Below are 26,328 nucleotides of genomic sequence, written 5' to 3' on the forward strand. Positions count from 1 at the left end.
CAAAAAGATTTAGATCGCGACAACGTTTTCCGCCTGAGGACCTTTCTGGCCATCAGTTACGTCAAACTGCACTTTCTGGCCGTCAGCCAGGGTGCGGAAGCCGTCGCCTTTAATGGCGCTGAAGTGGACGAATACATCTGGACCATCTTCGCGTTCGATAAAGCCAAAGCCCTTGCTTTCGTTAAACCACTTCACGGTTCCGGTAGTTGAAGACATAACAATAGTTTTCCTGTTACTTGAGGCGCCTGCCGGCTTGCCCTTCTAATCAATTTATATGGTTTACGTACCGATGAACTCGTGGGAACTTCGACCGCTATCCAAATCCTGCCGGCGATACAGTAAGCCGACTCTTCGAGTGTATCACTAGATCAGTAAATATCATCTTTCAGTGTCAAGAGAATTTCGGCAATAATGCCGATCCCCGAAACACCGGTGGTGCACCATGACGGGGCAGTTCCATCAATTTCGTTGCCGGTATACCCTGTGTAAACGCTTTTTTGTAATGTGAGATCGCCGTGCGCATTCTGCTTGTCGAAGACGACATACAACTGGGTGAATCCCTGGAGAGCGCCCTGCGCCTGGAAAAATATGCCGTAGATTGGCTGCGCAGCGGTGAACCGGTTCGCGCGGCTCTGGGTGCGACGCCCTACGACCTGATTATTCTCGACCTCGGTTTGCCGGGGGTTCCCGGTATGCAGGTGCTGCGCCAGCTGCGCGCCGATAAACACGACCTGCCTGTGCTGTTACTGACCGCCCGCAATACGCTTGATGACAAGGTCGACGGTCTCGACTCTGGTGCCGATGACTTTCTCACCAAGCCGTTTGAGATCGACGAGCTGTTTGCGCGTATGCGCTCGCTGTTGCGCCGCCGTGGTGGACAGGGCCGTGGTACGGCGACGATGCGGGCAGCGGGCATAGAAGTTGATCCTGCAGACAGGGCAGTCGCCTTCGAGGGAGAAACGCTGGACCTGACCGCGCGCGAATATGCGATTCTGGAAATCCTGGTGCGTAACGCCGGTCGTTTTGTTTCCCGGGCGCGTCTGGAGGAGGGCATTTACAGCTGGGGCGAGGAGGTTGGCTCAAATACGGTCGAGGTCTATATCTCGCGGCTGCGTAAACGCTTCGGCAGTGCCACTATCGAGACCATGCGCGGGGTAGGTTACCGCATCCCGACATGAAGCTCTCGCTGAAACAGCGGCTGGTGTGGACGCTGCTCGCATTCATGCTGTTTGCCTGGACCGCCTCTGCCGGTCTCACCTACTTTTACGCCAACCGGGTGCTGCACGCTCAGGTTGACCGGCAATTGGTCCAGTATGCCAGCCTGGTCAGTTATGTGACCGGGGTGTTTGCCCGCCAACTGGAAGACGGCCAACCCTTGTATGAGTCGTGGTCCGGCCACGCATATGATCGCGCCCACATCGAGCCAATTGTGATCGATCTACCCATCGCGCCGGAGCTCAGTCCTGCGGTGAATGTCTGGGAAAACGGCTACTTGATTGCAGTGACCGCCGACGCTCCGCATTTCGACCAGCCCGCTGCAACAGGCCTGGTATCGATGGACCGGGACGAAGGTGCCACCCATTGGCGTGTGTTGACCCTGTATAACGCGCAGGATGCACTTTGGATCCGTGTGGGCATTGAACTGGGCGCGGCCAGGACTGCCATGCTCGATACCGTGGGGCGTTCCCTGCAGCCGCTGGTTATTGTGTTGCCGCTGACGATATTGGTGTTGTTTCTGGGGGTTATGCGCGGCCTCAAGCCACTCGATGAATTGGCCAGGCAAATTGCCCGGCGCAAACCCGGCCTGCTAGACCCGGTCGATACCGAGACGGTGCCAGAGGAAGTTGAAGCGGTGGTTGATTCGCTGAATGACCTGTTGCACAGGCTCGCCGAGGCGCTGGAGGGTGAGCAGCGCTTCACTGCCAATGCGGCCCACGAACTGTTAACGCCGCTGGCTGCCATCAAGACCGAAGTGCAGCTATGCCAGCGGCAGCTGCAGACTGATGAAGGCGCGCGGATGCTGGGGCGGATCGCCGCTAGGGTGGATCGTGCCAGTCACTCGGTTGAGCAGCTGCTGACTCTCGCCAGACTGGATCCGGACCAGCCCATGCACCTGCAACCGGTGGCGCTGCGTCACCTGCTGGTGAGCGTGCTGGCCGAGAATGGTCACCTCGCTGCGGACCGTTCACTGGAGGTTGATCTCAACGAGGGCCCGGAAGTGTTGGTTGATGGCAGTGAAGAGGCCCTGGCGATTATGCTGCGCAATCTGGTGATTAATACATTCCGCTACGCAACCGAGCACTCAGTGGTACGCATTACTCTGGAGGAACCAGGCGTAATCACGATCGCCAACGATTGTCAGCCGCTGTCAGGTGAGGAGATGGCACGGATTACCGAGCGCTTTTACCGGGTGCCAGGCGCCGGCGGCGTTGGCAGCGGACTGGGTTTGTCCATCGTCAGCCGCATCGCCCAGTTGCATCAAGCACAGTTCAACGTCGGCGCAGGCGTCGACGGCCAGGGTTTCCGTGTGGAGATTCGCTTCCCCGTCTGAGGCGCGCCGCTATTCCTTTATGGGTGCGTGGGCCGCACCTACGAGGCCGGGGTGTGGGGCGGTAATGATTTGCACCGGTACCCTGGAGAGAAACTCTTGCATGGCGCCCTTGGCCCGGAAACGCTCCAGAAAGGCACTTTCACGGAGATAGGGTGTGATGCGCGGGACAATGCCGCCGGCGATAAACAGCCCGCCGTAGGCCCCGTTACTCAGCACGAAATCACCGCAACAGGATCCCAACAACGCGCAGAAAGTTTCCAGTGCGGTAACACAGTGGCTGTCACTCCCGGCCAGGGCGCGCTCAGAAACCTGAGCAGGCGTTAAATCTTCCACCGGCTGACCATTGATCTGTGCAATGGTCTGGTAGAGGCGCGCCAGGCCCGCGCCACAGACGAACAGCTCAGTGTAGATGTTGCCGTACTGGGGCAGCAGGTGCTGGAATATGGCCAGCTCTAGTTCGTTGCCGGGGGACAGGCCCGCGTGTCCTGGCTCGGCGTCACTGGCTACGGCTATGCCGTTCACTTGCCGCAATGAGGCGCCGCCCAGGCCGGTGCCAGGGCCCACAACCGCCAGCGGCAGTTCATTATTGGTTTCTCCCGCCTGCACGCCTTCGAGTTCGCCACTGCCCAGGTACGGAAGGGCGTGGGCATTGGCCTGAAAGTCGTTGAGCCAGAGAAATTGGGAAAAGCCGAATCGCGTCGCCAGCTCGCTGCAGGAAAAACCCCAGCCAATGTTAATCATCTGTACCCGGTCACCGGAAGGTGGAGCTGCTGCTGCAATACAGGCCTGCTGTGGTGGTGCTTCCTCGAGATCGCCAAGCCACTGCTCGATGACTTCTTCCAGGTTGTCGTACTCGTTGTTGCTGTAGCCGGTAACGGACCGAAAGTCGTTAATGTCAGCATCGTAGATACCGATGCGGGTATTGGTGCCGCCAACATCGGCGACGAGGCGAGTGTGGGGCATTATTGGACTTCGAGTATCTTCATGATGTTGGTGGAGCCGGTTTGACCCATGACGGTGCCCTTGGTGAGCAGGATCGAATCGCCCTTGCGCAAATAGCCGCCGTCTTGGAGGAATTCAATCGCGCGGGACTCGATTTCTTCGTCGTCGAAAGCGCCGGCATCGAAGAACTTGGGCACAACCCCTCGGCAGAGGGTGAGCTTTTGCAGAGTCTCCGGCCTGGCACTCATGCCGAAAATAGGGAGCCCGGAACTGAGGCGCGACATGAGCAGTGGGGTGCTGCCGCTCTCGGTCAGGCAGGCAATGCCGCGGACGTTGCCGTAGTGGTTGGCGGCGTAAATTGCGGCCATGGCAATGGTTTCCTGGGCCGTGGAGAACTGGCGTTCCAGTCGATAGCGAGAGGTGCGGGCAACGGCTTGCCGCTCGGCACCCAGTGCCGCGTCTGACATGGCTTTGACTACTTCCACGGGGTACTTGCCGACCGCGGTTTCAGCAGACAGCATGACTGCGTCCGTGCCGTCGAGCACGGCGTTGGCAACGTCAAATACCTCCGCGCGCGTGGGCATGGAGTTGTCGATCATGGACTCCATCATTTGTGTGGCGGTAATTACCACGCGATCCATTTTACGCGCGCGGGCAATGAGTTCCTTTTGAATACCGATCAGCTGCGCGTCACCCACCTCTACACCCAGGTCGCCGCGGGCAACCATGACGCCCAGCGAGGCGCGGATAATACCGTTGAGGATTTCTTCGTCGGCCACGACTTCAGCCCGTTCGATCTTGGCGATAATGCCTGCATCGACGTTGCTCTCGTTGAGTAGATCGCGAGTTTGCTGGATATCAGCTGCGCTGGACACAAAGGACACCGCCACGAAATCAGGTTTAACGTGGCTGAGTTCCTTGATGTCGGCCATGTCTTTTATGGTAAGCGCCGGGGCGGCCAGACCACCACCGAGTCGATTAATACCCTTGCGAGAACTTAGCTTGCCACCAATGACGACGGTGCACTCAACCGTTGAGGCAGTGACCTCATCGACCTTGAGTCGCATGCGGCCGTCGTCCAGCAGGAGGATGTCGTCGCGGCTGACGAAATTGCATAGCTCGCGATAGTCCAGGCCCACGGCGCGTTGATCGCCCTCACATTCACCCAGGTTCAGATCCAGCCGAAATGGGTCACCTTCTGCGAGTTGGACGGCGCCTTCGCGAAACGTGCTGATGCGGATTTTTGGGCCCTGCAGATCGGCGAGTATGCCCACGTAGCGCCCGGCGATGGCTGACTGTTTACGTATCCGCTTGGCCACGAGCGCATGCTGCTCGCTGCTGCCATGGCTGAAGTTGAGGCGGAATACGTCCACGCCGGCACTGATGAGCCTGGCGAGCATGTCCTCGGATTCACTGCCCGGACCTACGGTGGCAACAATTTTGGTCCGTCGATTTATTTTTGGTGTCACGTCGATGTCCAATCTGCGGGTGCTTTTGGACGCCAGTGCAAAGAGGCTGGCGTTAATCGGGTTTGTGGGGAACCGGTAAAGGAATAATGCCCTGTTGTGAGCGGTGGCGCCAGCGGGGAGCGCGTGAATCTTACCTGTCCAGGAACGCGCGCGTGAGATCTGGGAAATCGGTAAACAAACCGTCGGCTTTTACAAGCTCAAACAGCGCAGTGTGTAACTGCTCCACGGTTATGCCATCGGGCAGGTCGTCGGCACGCAAGGTATAGGGATGGACCACCAGGCCCGCCTCGTGAGCCAACTCCGCAAGTCCGGTACTGAATGCTGCTCCGCTGGCGCCATCGATTGTGAGCAACTGGGGAATCCAGGGGCCGATGCCATCGGCGTAGGTGGCGATATCGGCAATGCCCGCGGCGGTGCGCATGGCATCGTAGTCATTGTCACCGTCTTCGCCCCAGCTATTGTCGGCGATGAGTTGAATGAGCGGTAGCGGTGTGTTCAGTTCATGGCGCAGGCGCCTGAGGGTAGCCGCGTCGAAACACTGGAGAATGACCCGATCGGATTGGTCTGTGTAGCCGGTTTGCTCGAGCACGGCGAGAACCGCCTTGGCGGCGTCGTAGCCCTGCTGCGTGTGCCATTGGGGAGCTTTCAATTCGATGTAGAGACCTGTGTGGCGGCCGGTGCTGCGATTGAGGCCTGTGATGAGATCGATCTCTTCCTTTAAGGTAGGCACCGTGAAATGGCCGGTATCGAGTGGGAACCGCCCGGGATAGGCGGCTTCGCGCTCGCCGGTGTCGCGCTTAACAGTGCGCTCATGGGCGCGCAACGAGCGAATCTCCGCCAGACTGAAATCCAGCGCATAGTAGCGCCCATCCTCTCGGGCGCGATCGGGGAAGCGCTCTTCCACATCGGTGGTTGGGTCCAGGTGGATGTCGTGTAAGACAATAGGTATGCCATCGGCGGTTAATACCACGTCCTGTTCGAGAAAGTCCGCTCCCATGGCGTGGGCCATGGCCTTCGCTTCCAGGGTGTGTTCAGGCAGGTAACCACTGGCGCCGCGATGGGCGATCACCAGTGGATTGGCGGAGGCCACGCTTATGCCCAGCAGCGCCAGCAGGGCGCAAATAAACCGATACATGGGGAAAGTGTCTGGGCTGCCATCAGGGCAGTGCGCTCACCCAGTCGCTCTGCTCAAACCATTTTTTGCGCAGGTTGGTGAGCACGCCGGTTTTCTCGTATGCCCGCAGGTAGTTGCTTACCAGATTCTGAAAAGAGGGGTCGTCGAGGCTCACGGCAATGCCTACGGGTTCGATGGTTAACGGTTCCTGCAGCGTAACTAGGCCAGCGTCCCGGTGGCGCAGCACGGCGAGCTTGCACACGGCCATATCGGCCATTAGTGCATCCACTTTACCTTGCAGCAGCATTGCTACGCCGGCATCACTGCTCTCTACCGCCACCAGGTTAGCATCGGGGGCGATTTCGCTGACGAACATGGCGCTGGTTGAGTTCTCCACGGCGGCCAGCTTAAGGTCAGCGCGATTAAAGTCCTCGCTGTTCTGGGCGGCGGCCAGCACTGAACTGCGAGTCAGGATTGACTTGCCAGACATCATGTAGGGGCCGATGAAGTGGGCCCGCTCGGAGCGCTCCGGGGTAATCGAGAGATTCGACATAATCATGTCGATCTCATCGTTCTCCAGGGCGTCCAGCAGCTCGCCGAAGGGCAGGACCTTGATATCCAGCTCGACGCGCATGGCCTTGGCCAGGCCTTTGGCGAGATCAATATCAAAGCCCATGACGCCGCCTTGCTTGCTAATGGCCGTCATGGGCGGTTGGTCACCGGAGGTGCCTACCGTCAGGGTCTTGAAATCGATAACACGCTGCAGCGAGTCCCCCGCGAGAGTGACTGGGGTAATAGCGAGGGCAACAAGAAAAGCAAAACCCGGCAAAAGCCGGGTGAAAGAGGTGGTCATGGCATCTGTTTCCTTACATCACACAGTGCTTGGCAAATGTAGACGCCTCGCTGGCGGTCCATTCTCCCTTGTCCTTCTCGGACAGTTTTTCGCACCATTTTTCTGAACCCACCTCGCTGCCATCGATAATGCAGTTCTTGGCAAAGGTGGCAGCGTCGCCGCCTGTCCACTCGGATTTGGGTTGTTCTTTTTTCTCGTTACACCAGCGTTCACTACCCGGTTCAGCGCTGCAGGCGCTCAGAATCAGTGCGCCCGCAATAAGACCGGTGGCAAGGAAAGTTCGTTTCATTGTTGTGTCCTTCTGGGTGTGCATTCTCTTTCAGTATTGCACTGGTTTGGGAATGTCGCCAGTTTCGTGACATCTGGGTATCTGCAATTGCAATTTCCCGGGGGGTGCTAAATAATGGGATATGTCAGAATCACTATCCCACAACGACACCCGTACCCCGTCGCCGCCCTACGGTTACTCCAGGGAGTGTCACCACTCCCGCGAGCAGCAGATGCATATTGTGGCCGAGTATCATGCCCATAAAATCCGCCCCAGTCGCATTGCCTACCGGGTGGGTATTGATATCGCCTTTATCGAGGCACTGATCGCCGGAGAGGAGGAAGCTGAGCGATTCCCCGGCTGGTGGCTGATTATCGGCGCAAGCGCTATCAACAGCGCATGCGTGACAGCAAGCGCCGGCGCGGTGTCAGCCGCTACGAGCAGCAGCAAAAAATTGAGCGCGAATACCACCGCGAGGTGGATCTCTAGCAGCGCGCCTTGCTCGGCTTAGATTTCATCAGCCGGCCCCCGTTATAGTCAGGGGTTGATGCCGGGTAAATCATCACCATTATGCCAGACCGAACCCATCGGGGATTTTCCTCGGTTGGGCGTGTCGCTGAGCACGTCTATTTCACCGCCCGCCTTCAGGTACTCGGCGATTTGCGCATCGATTTCGTCGCGGATGCGCGTTTTCTCAACTTCATTGGTTTTGTCTGCAGCTCGATTCATGGCCTGGCCCTGATTGTAGTTCTGGCGCAAGCATCGGCCGCCTGAGTGACGTGCAGGCTACCAACAGGTGAAATTTTTATGACACGTATTCACCTGACACCAGATGCTTCGACCGCTAACAACACGCTAGCACTACATAAGATTTAACAATTCCGACATGTCCAGATCACATTTTTGTCACGTTGTCCTCTTAGACTGCGGCCCATAGCAACCGGTGAATGTGCCGGGAATATATGTGTCGTGCGTTCTTGCACTTTAAAACAGGGGTTCAACATGATTCGTGAAACTCGGCTGAAGCAGATATGGCTCGCGCTGCTTCTTACTTCGCTCACCGCCTGTGGTGGTTCTTCGTCTGACAATGTCTCGCCTGGTCAGATTGTTGTTGCTCCTGACGGCGACGGCGGTGGTGATGGCGGCGGAGACGGCGGTGGTGACGGTGGCGGAGACGGCGGCGGAGACGGCGATGTCGTCATGAGCGTTATTCCCGCGAGCCTGGAGTCGGTCATTACGCCTTCCGGTGAGACCGCGAACGACGGTCGTGAAATTTACGATATCGACGTGACCGCGCTGCCGGGTGGTCGCTTGAATCCCGAAGGCCTGTTGCTGGGCAACGACGTCGTGTTTCGAATTTCAGGCGGCGCCCTTAGCGTCGGCAACGGTTAAGGGAGAGATTGCAGAATGAACCGTACAAAACTTTACAGCGCCGTTGCGGCAGGCCTGCTGGTTTCCACCGGCTACAGCGCTCAATCACAGGCCCAGTCCTGTGTACTTGAAGTGGCCAAAGGCGCCACTATCGTCGGTGCGACCAACGAGGATTTCCTGGTCATCGAGCAGGGTTGTCAGATCCGCGCCGAAGGTACAGCCGAGCAACCGATTAACTTTACCGCTGACAAGGCGGTGACTGGCGAGGTTGAGAACAACGAACGCGGCCTCTGGGGCGGCCTGGTCATCAACGGCTTCGCACCGATCAACGATTGCCCGGAAGGCGTCGCAGGTGGCACCGCTGAGTGTACCAAGGAAGGCGAGGCGAACTCCGGCCTGTTTGGTGGTGACGATCCCGCTGACAACAGCGGTATCCTGAAGTATGTGGTTGTCTCTTACGCAGGCTCCAACGTCGATCCAGAGAACCAGTTGAACGGCATTGCGTTCCAGGGTGTCGGTTCCGGTACAGAAGTTGATTACGTGCAGGTTCACAACAACCTGGACGACGGTATCGAATTCTTCGGTGGTACTGTATCCGCCAGCCACGTGGTACTGACGGGTAATGCCGATGACTCCCTCGACTGGACTGACGGTTGGCAGGGCAGCATTCAGTACTTGTACATGGAGCAGAAAGACAGCGGCGATAACCTCATCGAAGCGGATAACCGCGAAGGTGACGAGAACGCTGAGCCGCGGTCACTGCCCGATATCACCAACATGTCTGCTTACGGTCTGGGTGGCGAGAACGGTCTGCGCTTCCGCCGCGGTACTGGCATTCACCTGACTAACAGCTTTGTTGTGGACTCCGGTACCTGTCTGCGTATTGGTGGTGAATCGCGCAACCTGCTCGGTACGGATCTGACGATCGGCGGTACCAGCTTTGGCTGTGCCGAGACACATCGGGATGACGACGACGGCGCGGTCGAGGCCTACCTCGATACCGCAGAAGAAGTCTCCCAAACTGGCGGCCAGGTGAACCCTGTCACACCGTCCGGTGACTTTGAATCAGCACCCTTTATCGGCGCGTTTGGTGGCGATGACTGGACAGCTGGCTGGACAGTAGCGGGTTCCGTGAGCAACGGTGGCGGCGACCTGCCGAGCACAGGTTGTCCCGCGGGTACCACAGAGGGTGGCGATATCAACGGTACGCCTTCCTGCATTTTGCCCCAGAGCATTACATCTGACCTGACCTTGTCGTCCGGCAACTTCTATGTGCTCGATGGCAAGGTTGTTGTCGGCGGCGACAACGCAGACTCCGCGACCCTCACTGTGAACGCGGGTGTGACTATCGTAGGCGATGACGCCGAGGACTTCCTGGTTATCTCGCGGGGTTCCCAGATAGTCGCGAACGGCACCGCCAATGCGCCGATCACGCTCACCGGTCTCGCCGACGTCGACGGCACAGGTGTGAGTGACGCGACACGCGGTCTGTGGGGCGGTCTGGTGATCAACGGTAACGCGCCGATCAACGACTGTCCTGAAGGTGCTGTTGGTGGCACCGACGAGTGCACCAAAGAAGGCGAGGCCAACTCCGGTCTGTTTGGCGGTTCCGATGCCAGCGACTCAAGCGGTAGCCTCAAGTACGTGGTGGTCAAGTACGCCGGCTCTAACGTTGACCCTGAGAACCAGCTCAACGGCATCGCATTCCAGGGCGTCGGCTCCGGCACCATGGTCGATTATGTGCAGGTTCACAACAACCTGGACGACGGCATCGAGTTCTTTGGCGGCACTGTTTCTGCCAAGCACTTGGTGCTCACAGGCAATGCCGATGATTCTCTCGACTGGACAGACGGTTGGCAGGGCAACATTCAGTACCTGGTGATCAACCAGGCGGCTGATTCAGCAGACAACGGTATCGAAGCAGACAACCGCGAGGGCGACGAAAACGCCATGCCGCGCTCTGCGCCGATGATTGCCAACATGTCCATCGTTGGCAACCCGGGTGAGCGCGGTGTTCGTTTCCGCCGCGGTACCGGTATCCGCATGTACAACACCTACATTACCGACAACGCCACCTGTATTGACGTCGACGGTGACACCTCCAACGGCCTGCTGGGCACCGAAATCCTGTTTGACGGCGTGTCCTTCAATTGCCCTGAGGTGGTTGACGGTGACAACCCCGAACTGCAGTCCTACCTCGACAGCCTGGGCAATGTGTCCCAAACCGGTGGCTCTGTCATGCCGGTAGATCTCGCGGGCATGGGTGACTTCGAAACCGTTGACTTCATCGGTGCGGCAGACCCTGCCAACGACTGGACTGCGGGTTGGGCCTTCGGTGACATCGACCTTGGCAGCCCGGACTTCCCGGCTGAGCCTGCGGGCTGTCCCGATGGCATTACCGAAGGTGATGACATCAATGGTACGCCCTCGTGCCTGCTGCCGCAGAGCATCATCGCCGACATGCAGCTGACCATGGGTAACTACTACGTACTCGACGGCAAGGTGACCGTGGGCGGTGATAACACCGACTCAGCAACCCTGACGATCGATGCTGGTGTAACCATCGTCGGTGACGACGCCGAGGACTTCCTGGTCATATCTCGCGGTTCCCGGATTGTGGCAAACGGCACGGCAACCGCGCCTGTCACACTGACCGGCCTGGCCGACGTGGATGGCAGCGGTGTTGCTCCGGTGACTCGCGGTCTCTGGGGTGGTCTGGTGATCAACGGTAACGCGCCAATCAACGACTGCCCTGAGGGTGCTCAAGGCGGCACTGTTGAGTGCACCAAGGAAGGCGAGGCCAATTCCGGCCTGTTCGGTGGCGCGGATGCCGCCGACTCAAGCGGTAGCCTCAACTATGTTGTGGTCAAGTACGCAGGTTCCAACGTCGACCCCGAAAACCAGCTGAACGGTATCGCCTTCCAGGGCGTGGGTTCCGGCACCATGGTTGACTTCATCCAGGTCCACAACAACCTCGATGACGGAATCGAGTTCTTTGGCGGCACCGTTGATGCCAAGCACGTTGTACTCAGCGGCAATGCAGACGACTCGCTGGACTGGACCGACGGTTGGCAGGGCCGACTGCAGTATGTCCACATCGTCCAGGCTGATGACTCTGCCGACAATGGTATCGAGGCTGACAACCGTGAAGGTGACGAGAACGCCGAACCGCGTTCCAACCCGACCATTGCCAACATGTCCATCATGGGTAACTCCGGCGAGCGCGGTATTCGCCTCCGCCGCGGCACCGGTGCTGACCTCTACAACGTGATGGTGAGCGGCAACGCAACCTGTATCGATGTGGATGGCGATACCTCGATCGGGCTGATAGGCATGGATATCAATATCGAGAGCGCGTCTTTCGGTTGTCCTGAGGTTGTCGACGGCGACAACGCGGACCTGCAGATTTACCTGGACGGCGCGGTTAACGTGACCCAGGACGGCAGTATTCCGACGGCCGCCACTCTGCCATCCGATGGATTCTTTGAATCCTCTGACGTGGTCGGTTCCGACTTCGACAGCTGGAAAGGCTCCTGGGTATTTGGCCTGTAAGCGACGAGAGTGCATTACATGAAACGCAATCGACTAGCAGCAGCGGTCACCTCAGTGCTGGCGGGACTTTCCGCCGGCACTGTTGCACAGGACATTGATGTTCCTTCGCCGCAAATCGAAGAAGTCTTTGTGCTCGGTGAGTTCATTCCTGATGAAAAGCGAGACACCTCTGAAATCTCCAATGTGGTTGGCGAAGAGGATATGAACATCGTGCCCGAGACCACCGTGGGTGCCACCCTGGCCCGTGTATCCGGTCTCAGTCTCGTGGGTGGCAAGTACGTCTATGTCCGCGGGCTCGGGGAGCGCTATTCATCAACCCTGCTCAATCGCTCAAGGATTTCATCTCCGGTACCGTTTCAGAAAACGGTGCCCCTGGATATCGTCCCCAACAATATCGTGAAGAGCCTGCTGGTACAGAAGACCTATTCTGCCCAGTATCCAGGTGATTTTTCCGGTGGTGTGGTTGATATCCGTACCAAGACAATCCCGGATGAGGATTACCTGACGGCCAAGTTGAGGATCGGTGGCAACTCCGAGACCACGGGTGGCGACGGCATCTTCTATCGCGGTGGTGAAAACGACAACTGGGGTTGGGACGATGGTACGCGCAAGATCCCCAAAAACATCCAGGGTCTGACCAGCGAAGAGTTTGAGGACGTCGACTACCCGGCCAAGTCGAATCTCGGAGCCAGTTTCTATAACAACTGGGACATCTATGAGAAGGACATGAAGCCTATCTATTCCGGTGATCTGGAACTGGGTAAGCGCTTCGACCTCGATAATGGCCAGGCCATTGGCATTCTTGCGAACGTCAAATACACCAACATCTGGAACAATACGATCAAGGATCTGGCGCGCTATGAGTTCACCGGTGTGGACGGTGGCAGCAACCAGACAGTGGATTACACGCGTTGGATCACCAAGCAGACGGTGAACCTGAGCGGCTTCCTCAATGTTGGCTGGGAGATCAACCAGGACAACTCGCTGTCCGTTACCGCGCTGAATCTGCGTCAGTCCGAGGACGAGGTGCAGCAGGACCGCGGTTTCTCTTCTGAGGACGATGTGACCGATGGCACCTTCGTGGAGAGCTATCGCCTGCAGTGGACCGAGAACGAAATCATTTCCTATTCGCTGAACGGTGAGCATTACTTCAGCGGCCTCAACGATATGCTGCTGGAGTGGCGGGTTGTCGACGGCAGCGGTTCCCGTGAAGCCCCTGATACCCGCACCTATACCTACGCCGAAGATAACTCCGGCAATATGGCCGTGGTGCATCCGGGTAGCCAGGCCGCGGGTGATTTGCGCGATGTATACCAGGCGCCTGATCGCAACTACAGCAAGCTCGATGACACGATTGAGGAATACGGCTTTGATATCGAACTGCCCCTGGACTTTCTCGATAGTGTGATCAAAGCGGGTTACTCCACTTACGAGCGTACTCGTGAGAGCGAAGACCGCCTGTTTCGATTCGAACTACAACCCGGTACACCTCAGTATGTTGCATGGCAGACGCCGCGGCAGTTGTTCAGTAATGACAACTGGATAGATCAGTACCTCGCCGTACGTGATTTCTCGGCAGGCCAGGCGAATGCTTCGGGTATTTTCCCGTTCGCCGAATCTTCGGAGGAAGTAGAAGGGTTCTACGGTTCCTGGGATGCTCAAATTCTGTCGACGGTGCGCTTACAGTTGGGTGTGCGCGACGAGCAAACTGATATTGTCGCCGATGCGTGGGGCGGCAATACAGATCCAGGCACCGAAAACCTGGTCAAGCGCTCTTATAGCGACACGCTGCCTGCAGTGTCGATGACCTGGGAGTTTGTGGAGAATATGCAGCTGCGTTTTGCCTGGTCTGAGACGGTTAACCGTCCCAGTCTTTTGGAGATTACCGGTTCGACGCTGCGCAATCCCGAGGACCAGAACCTCTACCGCGGCAACGTGTTCCTGGAGCCGGCGGATGTAGAGAACTATGACGCCCGTTGGGAGTGGTATTTCGGCAGCGCGGATGAAATGTCGTTGGGTGTGTTCTACAAGGAATTCACCGACCCCATCGAGATTGCCAAGATTCAGGCCCAGGGGGATATTTTCACCTGGTTCAATGCCGAGGAAGCAGAGTTGGAGGGTGTGGAGTTTGATATCCGCAAGGATCTTTACTTTGCTACCTGGTTTGACCTCGACCCGGTGTGGGATGGGTTTCGCATTCAGGCCAACGTGTCGTGGATAGACTCTGAGGTGACACTGCTTGGTGACGGTGAAACCGCTGCGGATATTCCGCTGACAGGTGGCCGCCAGATAGCACCTCTGTTCTCCAATGAACGCCAGATGACGGGCCAGTCAGATGTATTGGGCAACCTGCTGTTTGTGTTCGAGGACTACGATCTGGGGATTACCACCAGCCTGGCTTACAACTACACCGGTGAGCGGATTGCGCTGGTGGGTGAAAACAATGCGCCGGACATTATTGAAGAAGCCCGCGGGCGTGTTGATCTGCTGTTCAAGTATGCATTGCCCTGGGGCAATGACACGCTGGAATTCGAAGCCAAGGCGGCGAATATCCTCGATTCCGAGGTTGAGCTGACCCAGGGTGGGCAACTTTATGAGCGTTGGGACCCCGGCGTGACTTACAGCTTTGGCCTGAAGGCCAGGTTCTAGTGATCAGGGGCGCTTAGCGCCCCTTTTTTTGTCGACTCAAAGTGTCTTCGAGGGTGTGAAGCTTTGCTAGCAAGCGTCGGGAGTCAGCCTGCGAAATGGCGACGCTCTTGAGAGACGGCGATTATGCCCCTACGGAAACCAGTTCAGTCTTGCTGGTGCCGTCCTTGTTCTCTTGGTATCGGTACTTCACGGTACTGCCGGAGGGGGCTTCTTTCAGACGCGTATCTTCCGGCAGTTTAAACTCCATTTTTTCACCCCGGCGAACGCGGCAATTGGCATCCTCGTCATATTTCTTCGCGGAGTGAAATTTCACACTCTGGCTGTCACCGGATTCGTACACAGTGCCTTCCAGCAGGCAGTCTTTATTGGACTCTGCCAGGGCCAGGCAAGGCGTGATCAGCAGGGCGGACGTCGTTACTGCAGCGATGAATGTTCTCATTGTGTAATACCTCTTGCGCTCGGGTGGCGTTCAACTGCGCCACACCGTGGGTTGCGACCATATATTCATTGTTCTGTCATAAAACAATAACAATAGCCTGTTAGGTGATGGTGAAAATATACCCATAAATCTGACTGGCCATCTATCGTTGTCACAAAAAATTCATATTTGATTCATACACATGACACATAGACGTCATGGTCAAGGTGGTGCGTTTGACGCACTCATAGCGTCTGTCAAAAAAGGGTCACATTCCTGTAAAAAACCCGCGTTATGGTGGCGCAAATAGCCCGACCACCCGGTGGTCGAAACGACTCACGTTGCTGACTCTTACAGATCTATGAATATGCGTTCGCTGGTTATCGCTTTGACACTGAGCTTTGTTGCTTCTGCGGCACACAGCCTTTCCCTGGCACCCGAAGAATTTTCGGCGTCCCGTCAGCTGGCTTGTGTGTTGGCTGAGCAGTCGCTGGGTTACTTGTCAGAAGACGAGTATGGCGCCCGTACCCATACCGTGCTCGATGGATTTGATGATCTCGAGAGAGACAACATTCTTTCCAAAGCGCTCGGCTACGTGGATGGCCTGATGTTTGCAATTGATGCCGGTGATCATGCCGAGGTCGATGCCCGGTTGGAAAGTTTTGTCGGCAGCGATTCCTGTGCCGATGGCGGTGGTTTTCGCCGCGTGACTGTCAGCCTGTAACGCCACACACCTGGCGAAAGCCCGCCGCGGTGAATGGGATCATATGATCGTAGGCCGCCTGAAAGTCGCTTGAGCGGCACTTGCCCCCGGATAATTTGTCGATCCTGTCGGTCTGGGCGAGGGTCAGGGTCAGCGCCCCCGACAGATTGTGGTAGCACAAGTACAAGTCTTCATCGCGAGCGCCAGGTAAGGCCCCGCGCAACGCTTCGATGAACTCCAGCACCAGTTTATCGAACAGTTTTGTCATCATTTTCTCGTCCCAGTAGGGGGAGTTGTTGATGTACGCAATCAGCGGGACGCTTTTCCGTCGGTGGTGCAGTGCATGCATGGCCTGACCCGAAACTCGGCGGAGTTTGCCGGCCTGGCGCATCGCCTCAGCGAGCGCTACAGGGGCATCAGTGTGGATTGTCTCGGCCGGGGTAAGTCGGAGTACGATACCAATACGGCAAACTACAATCCCGGCACTTATGTGCAGGAAATGGTCTCACTCCTTGCCGACCTCGATATCGATCAGGTTATGCTGTGCGGTACCTCCATGGGTGGATTCATGTGGTTTATTGTGGCGGCCACCCAACCCGCACGTATTCGCGGCATGATCATCAATGACATCGGCCCCGAGATTGACCAGCGTGGACTGGACCGGATCAAAGCCTATGTCGGCAAGACCAGCCCGGTAACCACCTGGGGCGAGGCAATCCAACAGGCCCGTGAACTCAAGGCCATCGCTTTCCCGGATTTCACGGATGATAGATGGCTGGGCTTTACCCAGGGTATTCATAGGGACAAGGGCGGAGTGCCGGTTCTGGCCTATGATGCCGCCATATCTCAGCCGATAGACGATAACGAGGAGTCCGCTGTTCCTCCCGATCTATGGCCCGTGTTCGACACTCTGGATAGTAAGCCGTTGCTGGTTGTGCGTGGGGAGTCATCTGACATCCTTGCCAAGACCTGTGTTTCGGCAATGCAAGTCAGGAAGCCTGATCTTGTCTATGCGAAAATTCCCAATCGGGGGCACGCCCCAACCTTGAACGAGCCCGCGTCCAGGCTGGCGATTGATGAGTTTTTAGCCCGCCTGTCCTGAGCGATTCGACCAGATCATCAATGACAGCTCGCAGAGCTATGATCGAGAGCTGTGCTGAACTAAGCGTTTAGTCACTTGCCATTGTCCTTGCGAATAAGCACAGTGCGATAACACATTGCAGCAGCGAGAACAGAAGAGGTGACAGACCTCTCTATGACGAATGGCATCGACAGAACCCCCTGAGTCTCGCCGCCATACGGTGGAGTTGGTAAACAGCAGAGGATGTAGCGCCCGAATATCCAGTGTTGGGGCCGCATTACTATCTTTGCGGGTCCCAGATTTGGCAGGCGAACTGCGCGACGTTGTACTGGGCTATGAATCCGTCCAGGACTACCTCGAGGATCCTTACTATCTTGGTAGTGTGGTCGGGCGCTACGCGGGGCGTATCGCCCAGGCCACATTCACGCTCGATGGTGTTCGCTATCAGCTGAATCGCAATAGCGCTCCGCATCATCTTCACGGTGGCAGCGTGGGCTTTAGTCGTCATACCTGGTCATTGGAGCAGCCCAGCCCGAGTGTCGCGCAGCTGCGCCGCCTTAGCCCGGATGGTGAAGAAGGGTACCCTGGGGCGCTTGAAGTTTCCGTGCGTTACACGCTCACTGATGACAATGCGCTGCGAATTGAATACCAGGCAGTCACGGATAAGCCCACCGTCATCAACCTGACCAATCATGCGTACTTCAATCTGGAGGGACATGCGGCAGGAAGTATCCATGATCATCGCCTGCAGCTTTTCAGCGACAAAGTGGCTGACCTCGATGAGGATGCTATTCCTACGGGGGCGCTAGTGTCTCTGGCGGGTTCGCTTTTGGACTTTACCAGCCCCGCCGCTGTCGGTGACAGGATGGGTGTCGATGGCATTGATCATGCGTGGATTTTAGCGGGAGGCGACACGCAGTTGGAAACACCTGTGGCCTGCCTTGAGGCACCGATATCCGGTATCCGTTTGGAGGTGTTTACTGATCAGACCGCAGTGCAGGTTTATACAAGCAATTTTCTCCCGCAAGGGTTGTCAGGCAAGAATCATTGCCAATACGGGCCACACCAGGGAATTTGCCTTGAAACTCAGCGGCTGCCCAATTCCCCCAATGTGGTTCATTTCCCATCGACAGAATTGCGCCCGGGGCAGGTCTACCAGAGCGCAACTGTTTACCGCTTTTCCGTATCAAAGTCCTGACGGCCTGTACCAGGCGGACAGTGCGCCAGCATCGATGTTCACAGGGAAATTTTTCTATCAACCGGCTAGAAACTTTTACAAAAGAACCGATATACTGGCCGGGCCGCTTAAGGCGTTAGAACAGAAAATTACTTGTCACTTATAAATAATTGCAGCCTGGAACAGTACTATGCATTGCACGACTTACCTGCAGGCTAACCGGCACTTCTAAGCACTGTATTTCCTCTGTGGCGGCACTGGTGCGCCGCCATATTTTTGCCTGAACACTTTTGGAGTAAGCCATGCGCGGTATCTTGATCGTTTATATTCTTGGTTTGGGGGTGGCCTGGGCGGGTAGCCAGGGGTCGGCCGAGTTTGCCGGGCTGCCGGTATTCGCACTGTGTGCGCTGCTGGCATTTGTCATCCAGTGGGTGGCCTTCGTGCCGGCCTACCTGAAGCAGACAGAAAAGTTTTACGACCTGATTGGCAGCACCACCTACATCACCTGCGTGCTGTTAGCACTGGTACTGGCCGGTGCCTATGACACGCGATCGCTGATTCTGGCGGGTTGTGTTCTTATCTGGGCTGGTCGATTGGGAAGCTTCCTGTTTGCCCGCATTCACCAGGATGGTGCCGACGATCGCTTTGACAAGATCAAACCCAATCCGCTGCGTTTCTTCTTTACCTGGAGCTTGCAGGGCCTGTGGGTGCTGATTACTGCGGGTGCCGCACTGGCGGCAATCAGCGCGGGTAACGCATCCCCCGTGGGTGCAATTGAAATTCTCGGCGCTTTGCTGTGGTTAGCGGGTTTTGCGATAGAAGTGGTTGCCGACCGCCAGAAGCGCGCGTTCCGCAGTCGGGCTGGCGCTGGCCAGTTTATTACCGAGGGATTGTGGGCGCGTTCCCGGCACCCCAATTACTTCGGTGAGATTCTGCTGTGGTTTGGTGTGGCGCTGATTGCTGCGCCTGCGCTGCATGGTTGGGCGTTGGTTGCCCTGATATCACCGGTGTTTGTCTACCTGTTGCTCTCGAGAGTCAGCGGTGTGCCGCTACTGGAAAAGAAGGCAGAAGCCAAGTGGGGTGGGCAGGAGGATTACGAAGCCTATAAGGCGCGCACGCCGGTGTTGATGTTGAAGCTCTGGTAGTCTGGCTTTAGCTTTGAAGATTAACTTCGATCACTTACCATCTGCGCCTATTCGGTTCAGTTAAACAGATTTACGAGGTACCCATGACCGAAACACTGCGCATTTGGCACGACATGCTGGCCAACAAGGACCCTTCACGCCTGGAGGAGGTGATTGCCGATGACTGCGTGTTTGTTTCGCCGGTACTGCACACCCCTCAGGAAGGGGGCGAGTTGACCCGGATGTACCTCACCGGCGCCTTCCACATTCTCAATGTGGGTGGCGACTTTCATTACGTCAAGGAAGTGGTTAGCGGCGACCACGCGGTGCTGGAATTTGTCACTAAGGTGGATGGCCTGGACGTGAATGGCGTGGATATCCTGACGTTTGATGCGCAGGGCAAGATCTCCGAGTTCAAGGTCATGCTGCGCCCGCTCAAAGCCGTAGTTGCGGTTCAGCAGAAAATGGCCGAGATGTTGGAGCAGTTATCTGCCTGATCGCCGTGCATGGGCTATAGTTTGGGTATCCCAGACAGGAGTCCCAGCATGTTGAACAAGCACGTCGCCGTTGCCGGCAAACCCCTTGCTGCCCTTGTGGCAGCCCTGGCCCTTGGTCTCACCGCCTGCGGTGGGGACGAGCAGGCCGCAGCGCCTGCTGCCCCGGCGGTTGTGGAGTCCGAACCGGTACAGGAGGTTGCGCAAGTGGCTACGATCGAAGGTGAGGTTTTTTACCGGGAGCGGATCATGTTGCCCCCCGGCAGCGAGGTCGAGGTACAGCTGGAAGATATTTCCCGTGCTGACGCCATGGCCACAGTGATGGCCAGCGTGCTTCTGAAGCCCCAGGGTGGGCCGCCATACCCCTTCAGTATCGAATACAAGCCCAGTGAGATCGATGAACGGATGCGCTATGCACTGCGTGTTCGCATCACCGATCCCAATGGACAGTTGCGCTTTACCAATACCGAATATATCGATCCCTTTAGCGGCAACCCTGTAAAAGTGATGGTGCAGAGCGTCGCCAGGGCTGAGCCCCAGGCGCCGTTAGCCACCGGCGGCGCAGCAGCCTCGGATCAGGACGTGGAAGAGGGCACCATCGTGTGGTACCTGGAAACTCTGGGTGGGGAGTCAGCCCCCGCGGGAGCCGGTGGCAAACGGGTGGACCTGCACATGAACCAGGGCAAGAGCACCGCGGCCGGTTTTGCCGGCTGCAATCGCTACACCGGTGGATTCAGCTCCGATGGGCGCTCGACCCATGGCACTCCTCTGTCGTTTGGCAATATGGCCACCACCATGATGGCCTGCCCTGACGGCGGTCAGTTGGAGCAGAGTTATTTGCAGACGCTGGGCAAGGTTGATGCCTACCGCATGGACGGCGACAAGCTCGCATTGCTGTCCGGGGGTGACATCGTCGCAACGTTCAGCCAGCAGTAGGCTTATCCCATGGAGCTCGATCCCCGGCAGACGTTAATCGTCGCCATTCTGGTCCTGTATCTGGGGCGCTACCTCAACGGGCGCGTGAACCTGCTGCGCAACTACAATATTCCCGAGCCAGTCACTGGCGGTTTGCTGGCATCGTTGCTGTTTGGCCTTCTCTACGCCTTTGCTGATACCGAAGTCACGTTTGATATGGCTAATCGGGACATGCTGTTGATTGTGTTTTTCACGACCATTGGCCTGTCTTCCCGAATTGATGTGCTCAAACAGGGTGGTAAGTCGCTGCTCATCCTGCTGGTATTGGCCGGTGGCTACCTGATGATGCAGAACCTGGTGGGTATTGGCATTGCCACAGCCACCGGCGGTCCGCCTGTGCTGGGTGTGCTCACCGGGTCGGTCAGCCTTAGCGGTGGTCATGGCACCGCGATTGCCTGGGCGCCTACCTTCGCCAGTGAGTACGGTATTCCCTATGCGATGGAGATTGGCCTGGCCTGTGCCACCTTTGGTTTGATCTTCGGGGGATTATCGGCGGCCCCATCGCTCGTTTCCTGGTCTGGCATTACAAACTGGCGCCGGAAACAGACGTCGATCTCACTGTCGGTTTCCGCTACAAGGAACACGAAATTATCGACGTCGATGGCATTCTCAAAGTGCTGTTGGTGATCGCCATTGCCATTGGCGTGGGCATTCATCTGAATGATTGGCTGGGACAGCTCGGACTGAAACTGCCGGAGTTTGTCACTTGCCTGTTTGCCGGCATTATTCTCACTAACAGCCTGCCGCGTTTCCTGCCCAAGTATCAATGGCCCACGGGTACCCGCTCCCTGGCGCTGGTGTCCGATGTCAGCCTGGGCCTGTTCCTGGCCATGTCGCTGATGAGCTTGCAGCTTTGGGCGCTGGCGGATCTTGCTGGCTCAATGATGATGCTCCTGGTGGCGCAGGTGGTCTTGATTACCCTGTTCTCGGTATTCGTGGTATTTCGGTTGCTCGGTGCCAACTATGACGCTGCGGTGATGTGTTCCGGCTACTCCGGCCTGGCGCTGGGTGCCACACCGACCGCCATTGCCAATATGACCGCCGTAACCAAGTCTCTGGGCCCGGCTCCGCGGGCATTCATTGTGGTGCCACTGGTGGGCGCATTCTTCATTGATCTGTGCAATGCCATGGTGATCAACCTGCTGCTGAGCTGGTTTGGTTAGCGCAGCTGCCGGTAGTCATGGGCACCGCAGCGTGTATATAATCCGCACCCCACGACCTATCAAGGCATTACATGACGCGCTCTGACCAGCTCAGCAAGAACATCACCGCCCGGGCGCTCGCCCTGGTGGCGCTGCTGTTCGTGGCTGCGCTGCAGGTTGAAGAGGCCGGTCATGATTTTTGGCACAGTGCGGATGACAGTGTTGTCCACTGCCTGATCCAACAGTCCGGCAATGATGTCGCCCCCCGGCGGTTGCATCGCTGGTGCTGCCTGAACTGGGCGCACATGCGCGAGAGGCAGGGCCCGTGCTCACGGCCCGGGCTGGTGCGGTTGTCCCCTTTTTGTCTAGAGGTCCTCCCTTTATCTCCTGAATAAGAACACTAGATTTTTACCCCAGGAGATAGACATGAAACGACTGATTCCCCTCGCTGTGGCTGTGGCCGCGGCGAACGCCGCGTTAGCGCAAGATGACCCCGCCATGGAGCATGTGCTGGTCTCGGTACCCCTGCACAAACAGGAGGCCGAAACTGCGCTGCCCGTTACCGTACTCAGTGGAGAAGAACTGCGTCGGGCTGCCGCCAGCACCATCGGTGAGACCCTTGAGAACAAGCCTGGCATTGCGAATGCTTCCTTCGGTCCGGGTGTTGGTCAGCCGGTTATCCGTGGCCACCAGGGCGCTCGCGTCACCGTGCTGCAAAACGCTACCAGCAGCGCTGACGCTTCCAACATCAGCGCGGATCACGCCGTATCGGTAGAGCCCATGCTGGCGGACAGTATCGAGGTACTGCGTGGACCTTCAACCCTGCTGTATGGCGGTGGTGCTATTGGTGGTGTGGTCAATGTCCTGGACAATCGTATTCCCACCACCCTGCAGGATGAGGCCAGCGGTGGCCTGGAATATCGACACGACACCGCATCGGACCTCGACAATGTGGTGGGCCGCTTCGACGGCAGTGCCGGCAACTTCGCTTTTCATGCCGACATGCTTTACCGGGACTGGAGCGATCTGGAGATTCCCGGCTACGCCATGCACGAGGAAGATCACGACGAGCATGACGAAGACCACGACGAGCATGACGAGCACGACGAAGAGCACGAGGAACATGAAGGCGAAGAACAGCGCAAAGGTGTGCTGGAAAACACCTCAGGGCGCACCAAGAGTTTGACCCTGGGCGGTGCCTTCCACTTCGACAGCGGCTTTGTCGGCCTGGCGGTCAACCGCCTGGAGAATGAATACGGGATTCCCGCAGGTGGCCATGGCCATCACGATGAGGAAGAGCACGACGAGCACGACGAGCACGACGAGCACGACGAGCACGAAGGCGAAGAGCATGACGAGCACGGCCACGGTGACGGCATTACCCTGGACGTTGAACAAACGCGTTATGACGTTGCTCTGCACCTGCACGAGCTGCCCGGCATGGACGTGGTCCGCGGCTTCCTGACCTATACCGATTACGAGCACTCGGAAATTGAAGGTAACGGCGAGGTGGGCACCACTTACTCCAATGAAACCTGGGAAGGCCGGCTCGAGGCAGTACACCAGCCCATGGGCAACTTCCACGGTGTGCTGGGTCTGCAGGCGCTCAGTGGTGAATTCAGTGCTCTGGGCGAGGAAGCCTTCATTCCGGTGACTGATAACAGCGAGATTGGCGTATTCCTGGTCGAGGACTACCACGCCGGCGATTGGCTGTTTGAGCTCGGCGCGCGTTTCGATCGCGATGAGCGCGATCCTGATACCTTTGCGGCCAGCAAGGAGACCTTTAGTTCCTTTAGCGCCTCCGGTTCGGCACTGTGGACCATCGACGAGGCCTGGCAGTTAGGTGCGGCGTTGTCCATGGCAGAGCGAGCACCCACCACCGAAGAGCTGTACTCCAACGTGGAGGCCGAAGACGAGCACGATCTGGTGGTGCATGCAGCGACGGGCGCCATTGAGATTGGCGATGCCAACCTGGACACGGAAACCTCCAACAATATCGACCTCAGCGTTGATTGGATGGGTGAGGATCACTCCGTTACCGTCACCGCCTACTACAACGATTTCGAGGATTACATCGGCCTGCTCGCCACGGGCGAGGAAGTGGACGAGACCCCGGTCTATGTTTACAACCAGCAGGATGCCGAGTTCTATGGCCTGGAAGTAGACACCCAGTGGACGCTGATGAGTGCCGCCGGTGGTGATCTGCGCCTTGACCTCTATGGCGATATCACCCGCGCTAAGCTGGATAACGGCGACGATGTGCCGCGCCTGCCTCCGGTTCGGGTCGGTAGCCGCCTGATGTGGTCTGCCGAGAACTGGGAGCTGTGGGCCAGCGTTATCGACGCGGCTGATCAGGATAATCCCGGCGCCAATGAAGAGGAAACCGAGGGCTATACCCGTTGGGACCTCGGCGGTGAGTATCGCTTCATCGTAGGCGGCAACGAGATGGTCACGTTTGTGAGCTTCAAGAACATCTCCGATGAAGAGATTCGCCTGAGCACCTCCTTCCTGCGCGAGGTGGCCCCGGAGGCCGGCCGCTCAATCGAGGCGGGCATCCGCTATAGCTTCTAGCGCTTAAGTCTGTATAATCGCCGCCCCTCCCTATTCGGGGGCGGCCGATTCTGCCGCCCAAGGAAACGACATGTCTACGCAAGCGGCGGTAACCAGCTTTTCAGAGCTGGCCCTTCCCGAATTCCTGCAAAAAGCTCTGGCCGACGTTGGCTACGAGACGCCTTCCGCTATTCAGGCGGCGACTATTCCCGCGCTGCTGGAAGGACGCGACGTGCTGGGTCAGGCCCAGACAGGCACGGGTAAAACGGCTGCGTTTGCGCTGCCTGCGCTTGCCACGCTGGGGCCGGTGGGTAAGTCGCCCCAGGTGCTGGTGTTAACGCCTACCCGTGAACTGGCTATCCAGGTCGCCGAGGCTTTCCAGAAGTACGCTACGTATATGGACGATTTCCATGTGCTGCCCATTTATGGCGGTACTGACTATCGCGGCCAGTTGCGCCAGCTCAAGCGCGGTGTACAGGTGGTGGTGGGGACACCGGGCCGTGTCATGGATCACATGCGCCGCGGTTCCCTGGATTTGTCCGGCCTGAAAACTCTGGTGCTGGATGAAGCTGACGAGATGCTGCGCATGGGTTTCATTGACGACGTAGAATGGATTCTTGAGCAGACCCCCGAGGAGCGTCAGGTGGCGCTGTTCTCCGCGACTATGCCCGAGGCCATTCATCGCATTGCCACCGCACACCTGAACGACCCGGTTGAAGTCGCCATTGAAGTGCAGACGGTCACCAACCAGTCAATCCGCCAGCGCGTGTGGATGATGGCCGGCGTCCACAAGCTCGATGCGCTCACCCGGATCCTTGAGGTGGAGGATTTCGACGCGGTGATTATCTTCGTGCGGACGCGTCTAGCTACCACCGAGCTCGCCGAGAAGCTGGCTGCCCGCGGGTACGCCTCGGCGGCCCTCAATGGTGACATTCCGCAGAAGCAGCGTGAGACGACGATTGAGAAATTGAAGAGCGGCAAGTTCGACATTCTTGTGGCAACCGATGTCGCGGCTCGAGGGCTGGATGTGGAGCGCATCAGCCACGTGGTCAACTACGACATTCCCTACGATGTAGAAGCCTACGTGCACCGCATTGGTCGCACCGGGCGTGCCGGTCGGGAAGGTGACGCCATCCTGTTTGCGGCTAACCGCGAGCGACGCCTGTTACGTGCGATTGAGAAGTCCACTGGGCAGACCATTGAAAAGATGGAGCTGCCCTCTGCCGAAGAGGTCACCGACAAGCGTATCGGCAAGTTCAAGCAGCGTATTTCAGAATCGCTCGATACCGCCGAACTCGATGTGTTTCGTAAGTTGGTACAGGACTACCAGACCGAGTACGGTGTGCCGGTACTGGAAGTCGCTGCGGCCCTGGCGGCCATGGTGCAGGGCAAAAAGCCCCTGGTGGCCAAGCCCCCTGCGGAGAAAAAGCAGGACAAAGACAAACAGAAAGCAAAGCGCGCGGCCAAGACTTCCCGGGACGACGGCTACGATCCTCGCGAGGCCAAGGAGAAGGGCCAGGTCGCGTCGCCTGAAAAAGGTATGGAGCGCTTCCGGATTGAAGTGGGCCATACGCACAAGGTCAAGCCGGGCAACATTGTCGGCGCTATTGCCAATGAGGCGGAGATTGATGCGGAGTACATTGGCCGCATTGAAATCTATGACGACCACAGTACCGTCGACCTGCCGGAAGGGATGCCCAAGGAATTGTTTAAACACCTCAAAACAGTCTGGGTGAGTGGTCAGCGCCTGCAGATTTCCCGTATCACAGAAGGTGAGGGCAAGCCGCGCAAGAAACAGGGCAATAAGCCCAAGCATCGGCGCAAGGGCAAGCCACCCGGTAAGTGAAATCAGGGGCCCATGCTGGTAGAGTCTCACGTCGGGCCAGAGGACCTTC

General features: G+C 57.6%; 24 protein-coding genes and 1 pseudogene. 15 read left to right on the forward strand and 10 right to left on the reverse strand.

Translation table 11 applies throughout. From position 1 onward, the window contains the following. Nucleotides 1–9: 9 nt before the first annotated feature. Nucleotides 10–216, reverse strand: coding sequence for a transcription antiterminator/RNA stability regulator CspE (gene cspE / locus BST95_RS04090; protein ID WP_066057322.1), 207 nt, complete (start codon nucleotides 214–216; stop codon nucleotides 10–12). Between the two features lie 299 nt (nucleotides 217–515). Here cspE and BST95_RS04095 point away from each other — a divergent pair, with 299 nt between their 5' ends. Beyond that, nucleotides 516–1,178 carry a response regulator transcription factor gene (locus BST95_RS04095; protein WP_084198261.1) on the forward strand — a complete coding sequence of 221 codons (663 nt, stop codon included), beginning with the start codon at nucleotides 516–518 and terminating at the stop codon, nucleotides 1,176–1,178. After that, the gene (locus BST95_RS04100; protein WP_084198262.1) at nucleotides 1,175–2,551 is read left to right on the forward strand and encodes a histidine kinase dimerization/phospho-acceptor domain-containing protein; all 1,377 of its coding nucleotides are present in this window, start codon (nucleotides 1,175–1,177) and stop codon (nucleotides 2,549–2,551) included. The genes BST95_RS04095 and BST95_RS04100 overlap by 4 nt, the downstream gene beginning before the upstream one ends. Nucleotides 2,552–2,560: 9 nt before the next feature. Here the strand turns inward: BST95_RS04100 and glk are convergent, their stop codons facing one another. The 5 genes from glk to BST95_RS20320 form a co-directional block, all read right to left on the reverse strand. After that, the gene (gene glk / locus BST95_RS04105; protein ID WP_084198263.1) at nucleotides 2,561–3,514 is read right to left on the reverse strand and encodes a glucokinase; all 954 of its coding nucleotides are present in this window, start codon (nucleotides 3,512–3,514) and stop codon (nucleotides 2,561–2,563) included. Beyond that, nucleotides 3,514–4,962, reverse strand: coding sequence for a pyruvate kinase (pyk, locus tag BST95_RS04110; RefSeq protein ID WP_084201039.1), 1,449 nt, complete (start codon nucleotides 4,960–4,962; stop codon nucleotides 3,514–3,516). Before pyk ends, glk begins: the two co-directional genes overlap by 1 nt. Before the next feature lie 130 nt (nucleotides 4,963–5,092). Further along, nucleotides 5,093–6,097 (reverse strand): glycerophosphodiester phosphodiesterase, encoded by a 1,005-nt coding sequence (gene glpQ / locus BST95_RS04115; RefSeq protein WP_084198264.1) that lies wholly within the window; start codon nucleotides 6,095–6,097, stop codon nucleotides 5,093–5,095. Nucleotides 6,098–6,119: 22 nt separating this feature from the next. After that, nucleotides 6,120–6,929 carry a substrate-binding periplasmic protein gene (locus tag BST95_RS04120; RefSeq protein ID WP_084198265.1) on the reverse strand — a complete coding sequence of 270 codons (810 nt, stop codon included), beginning with the start codon at nucleotides 6,927–6,929 and terminating at the stop codon, nucleotides 6,120–6,122. 13 nt (nucleotides 6,930–6,942) lie between these two features. After that, complete coding sequence (locus BST95_RS20320; RefSeq protein ID WP_084201040.1) at nucleotides 6,943–7,218, reverse strand: DUF3012 domain-containing protein; 276 nt, start codon at nucleotides 7,216–7,218, stop codon at nucleotides 6,943–6,945. A gap of 121 nt (nucleotides 7,219–7,339) precedes the next feature. On the opposite strand from BST95_RS20320, the gene BST95_RS04130 reads away from it, so the two are divergent. Next, on the forward strand, nucleotides 7,340–7,708 hold the full coding sequence (locus BST95_RS04130) for a hypothetical protein (protein ID WP_205737320.1): 369 nt from the start codon (nucleotides 7,340–7,342) through the stop codon (nucleotides 7,706–7,708). A 26-nt stretch (nucleotides 7,709–7,734) separates the two neighbouring features. Here BST95_RS04130 and BST95_RS04135 read toward each other — a convergent pair whose 3' ends face one another. Then, complete coding sequence (locus BST95_RS04135; RefSeq protein ID WP_066057347.1) at nucleotides 7,735–7,956, reverse strand: hypothetical protein; 222 nt, start codon at nucleotides 7,954–7,956, stop codon at nucleotides 7,735–7,737. Nucleotides 7,957–8,199: 243 nt separating this feature from the next. Between BST95_RS04135 and BST95_RS20045 the strand changes: the two genes are divergently transcribed. The 3 genes from BST95_RS20045 to BST95_RS04150 are packed head-to-tail and all read left to right on the forward strand — an operon-like array spanning nucleotide 8,200 to nucleotide 14,769. Then, the gene (locus BST95_RS20045; protein WP_180962036.1) at nucleotides 8,200–8,589 is read left to right on the forward strand and encodes a hypothetical protein; all 390 of its coding nucleotides are present in this window, start codon (nucleotides 8,200–8,202) and stop codon (nucleotides 8,587–8,589) included. Nucleotides 8,590–8,604: 15 nt separating this feature from the next. Next, a complete protein-coding gene (locus BST95_RS04145) occupies nucleotides 8,605–12,120 on the forward strand; it encodes a hypothetical protein (RefSeq protein ID WP_084198266.1) in 3,516 nt (1,171 codons plus the stop codon). Between the two features lie 18 nt (nucleotides 12,121–12,138). Next, nucleotides 12,139–14,769 carry a TonB-dependent receptor domain-containing protein gene (locus tag BST95_RS04150; RefSeq protein ID WP_084198267.1) on the forward strand — a complete coding sequence of 877 codons (2,631 nt, stop codon included), beginning with the start codon at nucleotides 12,139–12,141 and terminating at the stop codon, nucleotides 14,767–14,769. Between the two features lie 121 nt (nucleotides 14,770–14,890). Here the strand turns inward: BST95_RS04150 and BST95_RS04155 are convergent, their stop codons facing one another. After that, nucleotides 14,891–15,208 carry a hypothetical protein gene (locus BST95_RS04155; RefSeq protein ID WP_084198268.1) on the reverse strand — a complete coding sequence of 106 codons (318 nt, stop codon included), beginning with the start codon at nucleotides 15,206–15,208 and terminating at the stop codon, nucleotides 14,891–14,893. Nucleotides 15,209–15,554: 346 nt separating this feature from the next. Here BST95_RS04155 and BST95_RS04160 point away from each other — a divergent pair, with 346 nt between their 5' ends. Then, nucleotides 15,555–15,911: a hypothetical protein gene (locus tag BST95_RS04160; protein ID WP_146004218.1), complete on the forward strand. Its 357-nt coding sequence runs from the start codon at nucleotides 15,555–15,557 to the stop codon at nucleotides 15,909–15,911. Here BST95_RS04160 and BST95_RS04165 read toward each other — a convergent pair. Then, nucleotides 15,901–16,281, reverse strand: coding sequence for a hypothetical protein (locus tag BST95_RS04165; RefSeq protein WP_169843846.1), 381 nt, complete (start codon nucleotides 16,279–16,281; stop codon nucleotides 15,901–15,903). The genes BST95_RS04160 and BST95_RS04165 overlap by 11 nt on opposite strands. Here BST95_RS04165 and BST95_RS04170 point away from each other — a divergent pair. The 6 genes and pseudogenes from BST95_RS04170 (at nucleotide 16,234) to gltS (ending at nucleotide 21,904) form a co-directional block, all read left to right on the forward strand. Next, a complete protein-coding gene (locus BST95_RS04170; protein ID WP_084198270.1) occupies nucleotides 16,234–16,992 on the forward strand; it encodes an alpha/beta fold hydrolase in 759 nt (252 codons plus the stop codon). The two genes, BST95_RS04165 and BST95_RS04170, sit on opposite strands and share 48 nt — an antisense overlap. A gap of 160 nt (nucleotides 16,993–17,152) precedes the next feature. Continuing rightward, complete coding sequence (locus BST95_RS04175; protein ID WP_084198271.1) at nucleotides 17,153–18,169, forward strand: aldose epimerase family protein; 1,017 nt, start codon at nucleotides 17,153–17,155, stop codon at nucleotides 18,167–18,169. A gap of 281 nt (nucleotides 18,170–18,450) precedes the next feature. Further along, entirely contained in the window at nucleotides 18,451–19,293 is an 843-nt protein-coding gene (locus BST95_RS04180; RefSeq protein WP_084198272.1) for a DUF1295 domain-containing protein, read from the forward strand. Nucleotides 19,294–19,376: 83 nt separating this feature from the next. Beyond that, on the forward strand, nucleotides 19,377–19,769 hold the full coding sequence (locus BST95_RS04185) for a nuclear transport factor 2 family protein (protein WP_084198273.1): 393 nt from the start codon (nucleotides 19,377–19,379) through the stop codon (nucleotides 19,767–19,769). 48 nt (nucleotides 19,770–19,817) lie between these two features. Further along, complete coding sequence (locus tag BST95_RS04190) at nucleotides 19,818–20,702, forward strand: YbaY family lipoprotein (protein WP_169843847.1); 885 nt, start codon at nucleotides 19,818–19,820, stop codon at nucleotides 20,700–20,702. Nucleotides 20,703–20,711: 9 nt separating this feature from the next. Next, nucleotides 20,712–21,904 (forward strand): annotated as a pseudogene (gene gltS, locus BST95_RS20325) (sodium/glutamate symporter). A 59-nt stretch (nucleotides 21,905–21,963) separates the two neighbouring features. Here gltS and BST95_RS04200 read toward each other — a convergent pair. Beyond that, the gene (locus BST95_RS04200) at nucleotides 21,964–22,161 is read right to left on the reverse strand and encodes a hypothetical protein (protein WP_084198275.1); all 198 of its coding nucleotides are present in this window, start codon (nucleotides 22,159–22,161) and stop codon (nucleotides 21,964–21,966) included. Nucleotides 22,162–22,309: 148 nt separating this feature from the next. Here BST95_RS04200 and BST95_RS04205 point away from each other — a divergent pair, with 148 nt between their 5' ends. Beyond that, the gene (locus tag BST95_RS04205) at nucleotides 22,310–24,454 is read left to right on the forward strand and encodes a TonB-dependent receptor (protein WP_084198276.1); all 2,145 of its coding nucleotides are present in this window, start codon (nucleotides 22,310–22,312) and stop codon (nucleotides 24,452–24,454) included. 70 nt (nucleotides 24,455–24,524) lie between these two features. Next, nucleotides 24,525–26,279 (forward strand): DEAD/DEAH box helicase, encoded by a 1,755-nt coding sequence (locus BST95_RS04210; protein WP_084198277.1) that lies wholly within the window; start codon nucleotides 24,525–24,527, stop codon nucleotides 26,277–26,279. Nucleotides 26,280–26,328 lie beyond the last annotated feature (49 nt).

It is taken from the genome of Halioglobus japonicus (genome assembly GCF_001983995.1).
Classification (GTDB): domain Bacteria; phylum Pseudomonadota; class Gammaproteobacteria; order Pseudomonadales; family Halieaceae; genus Halioglobus; species Halioglobus japonicus.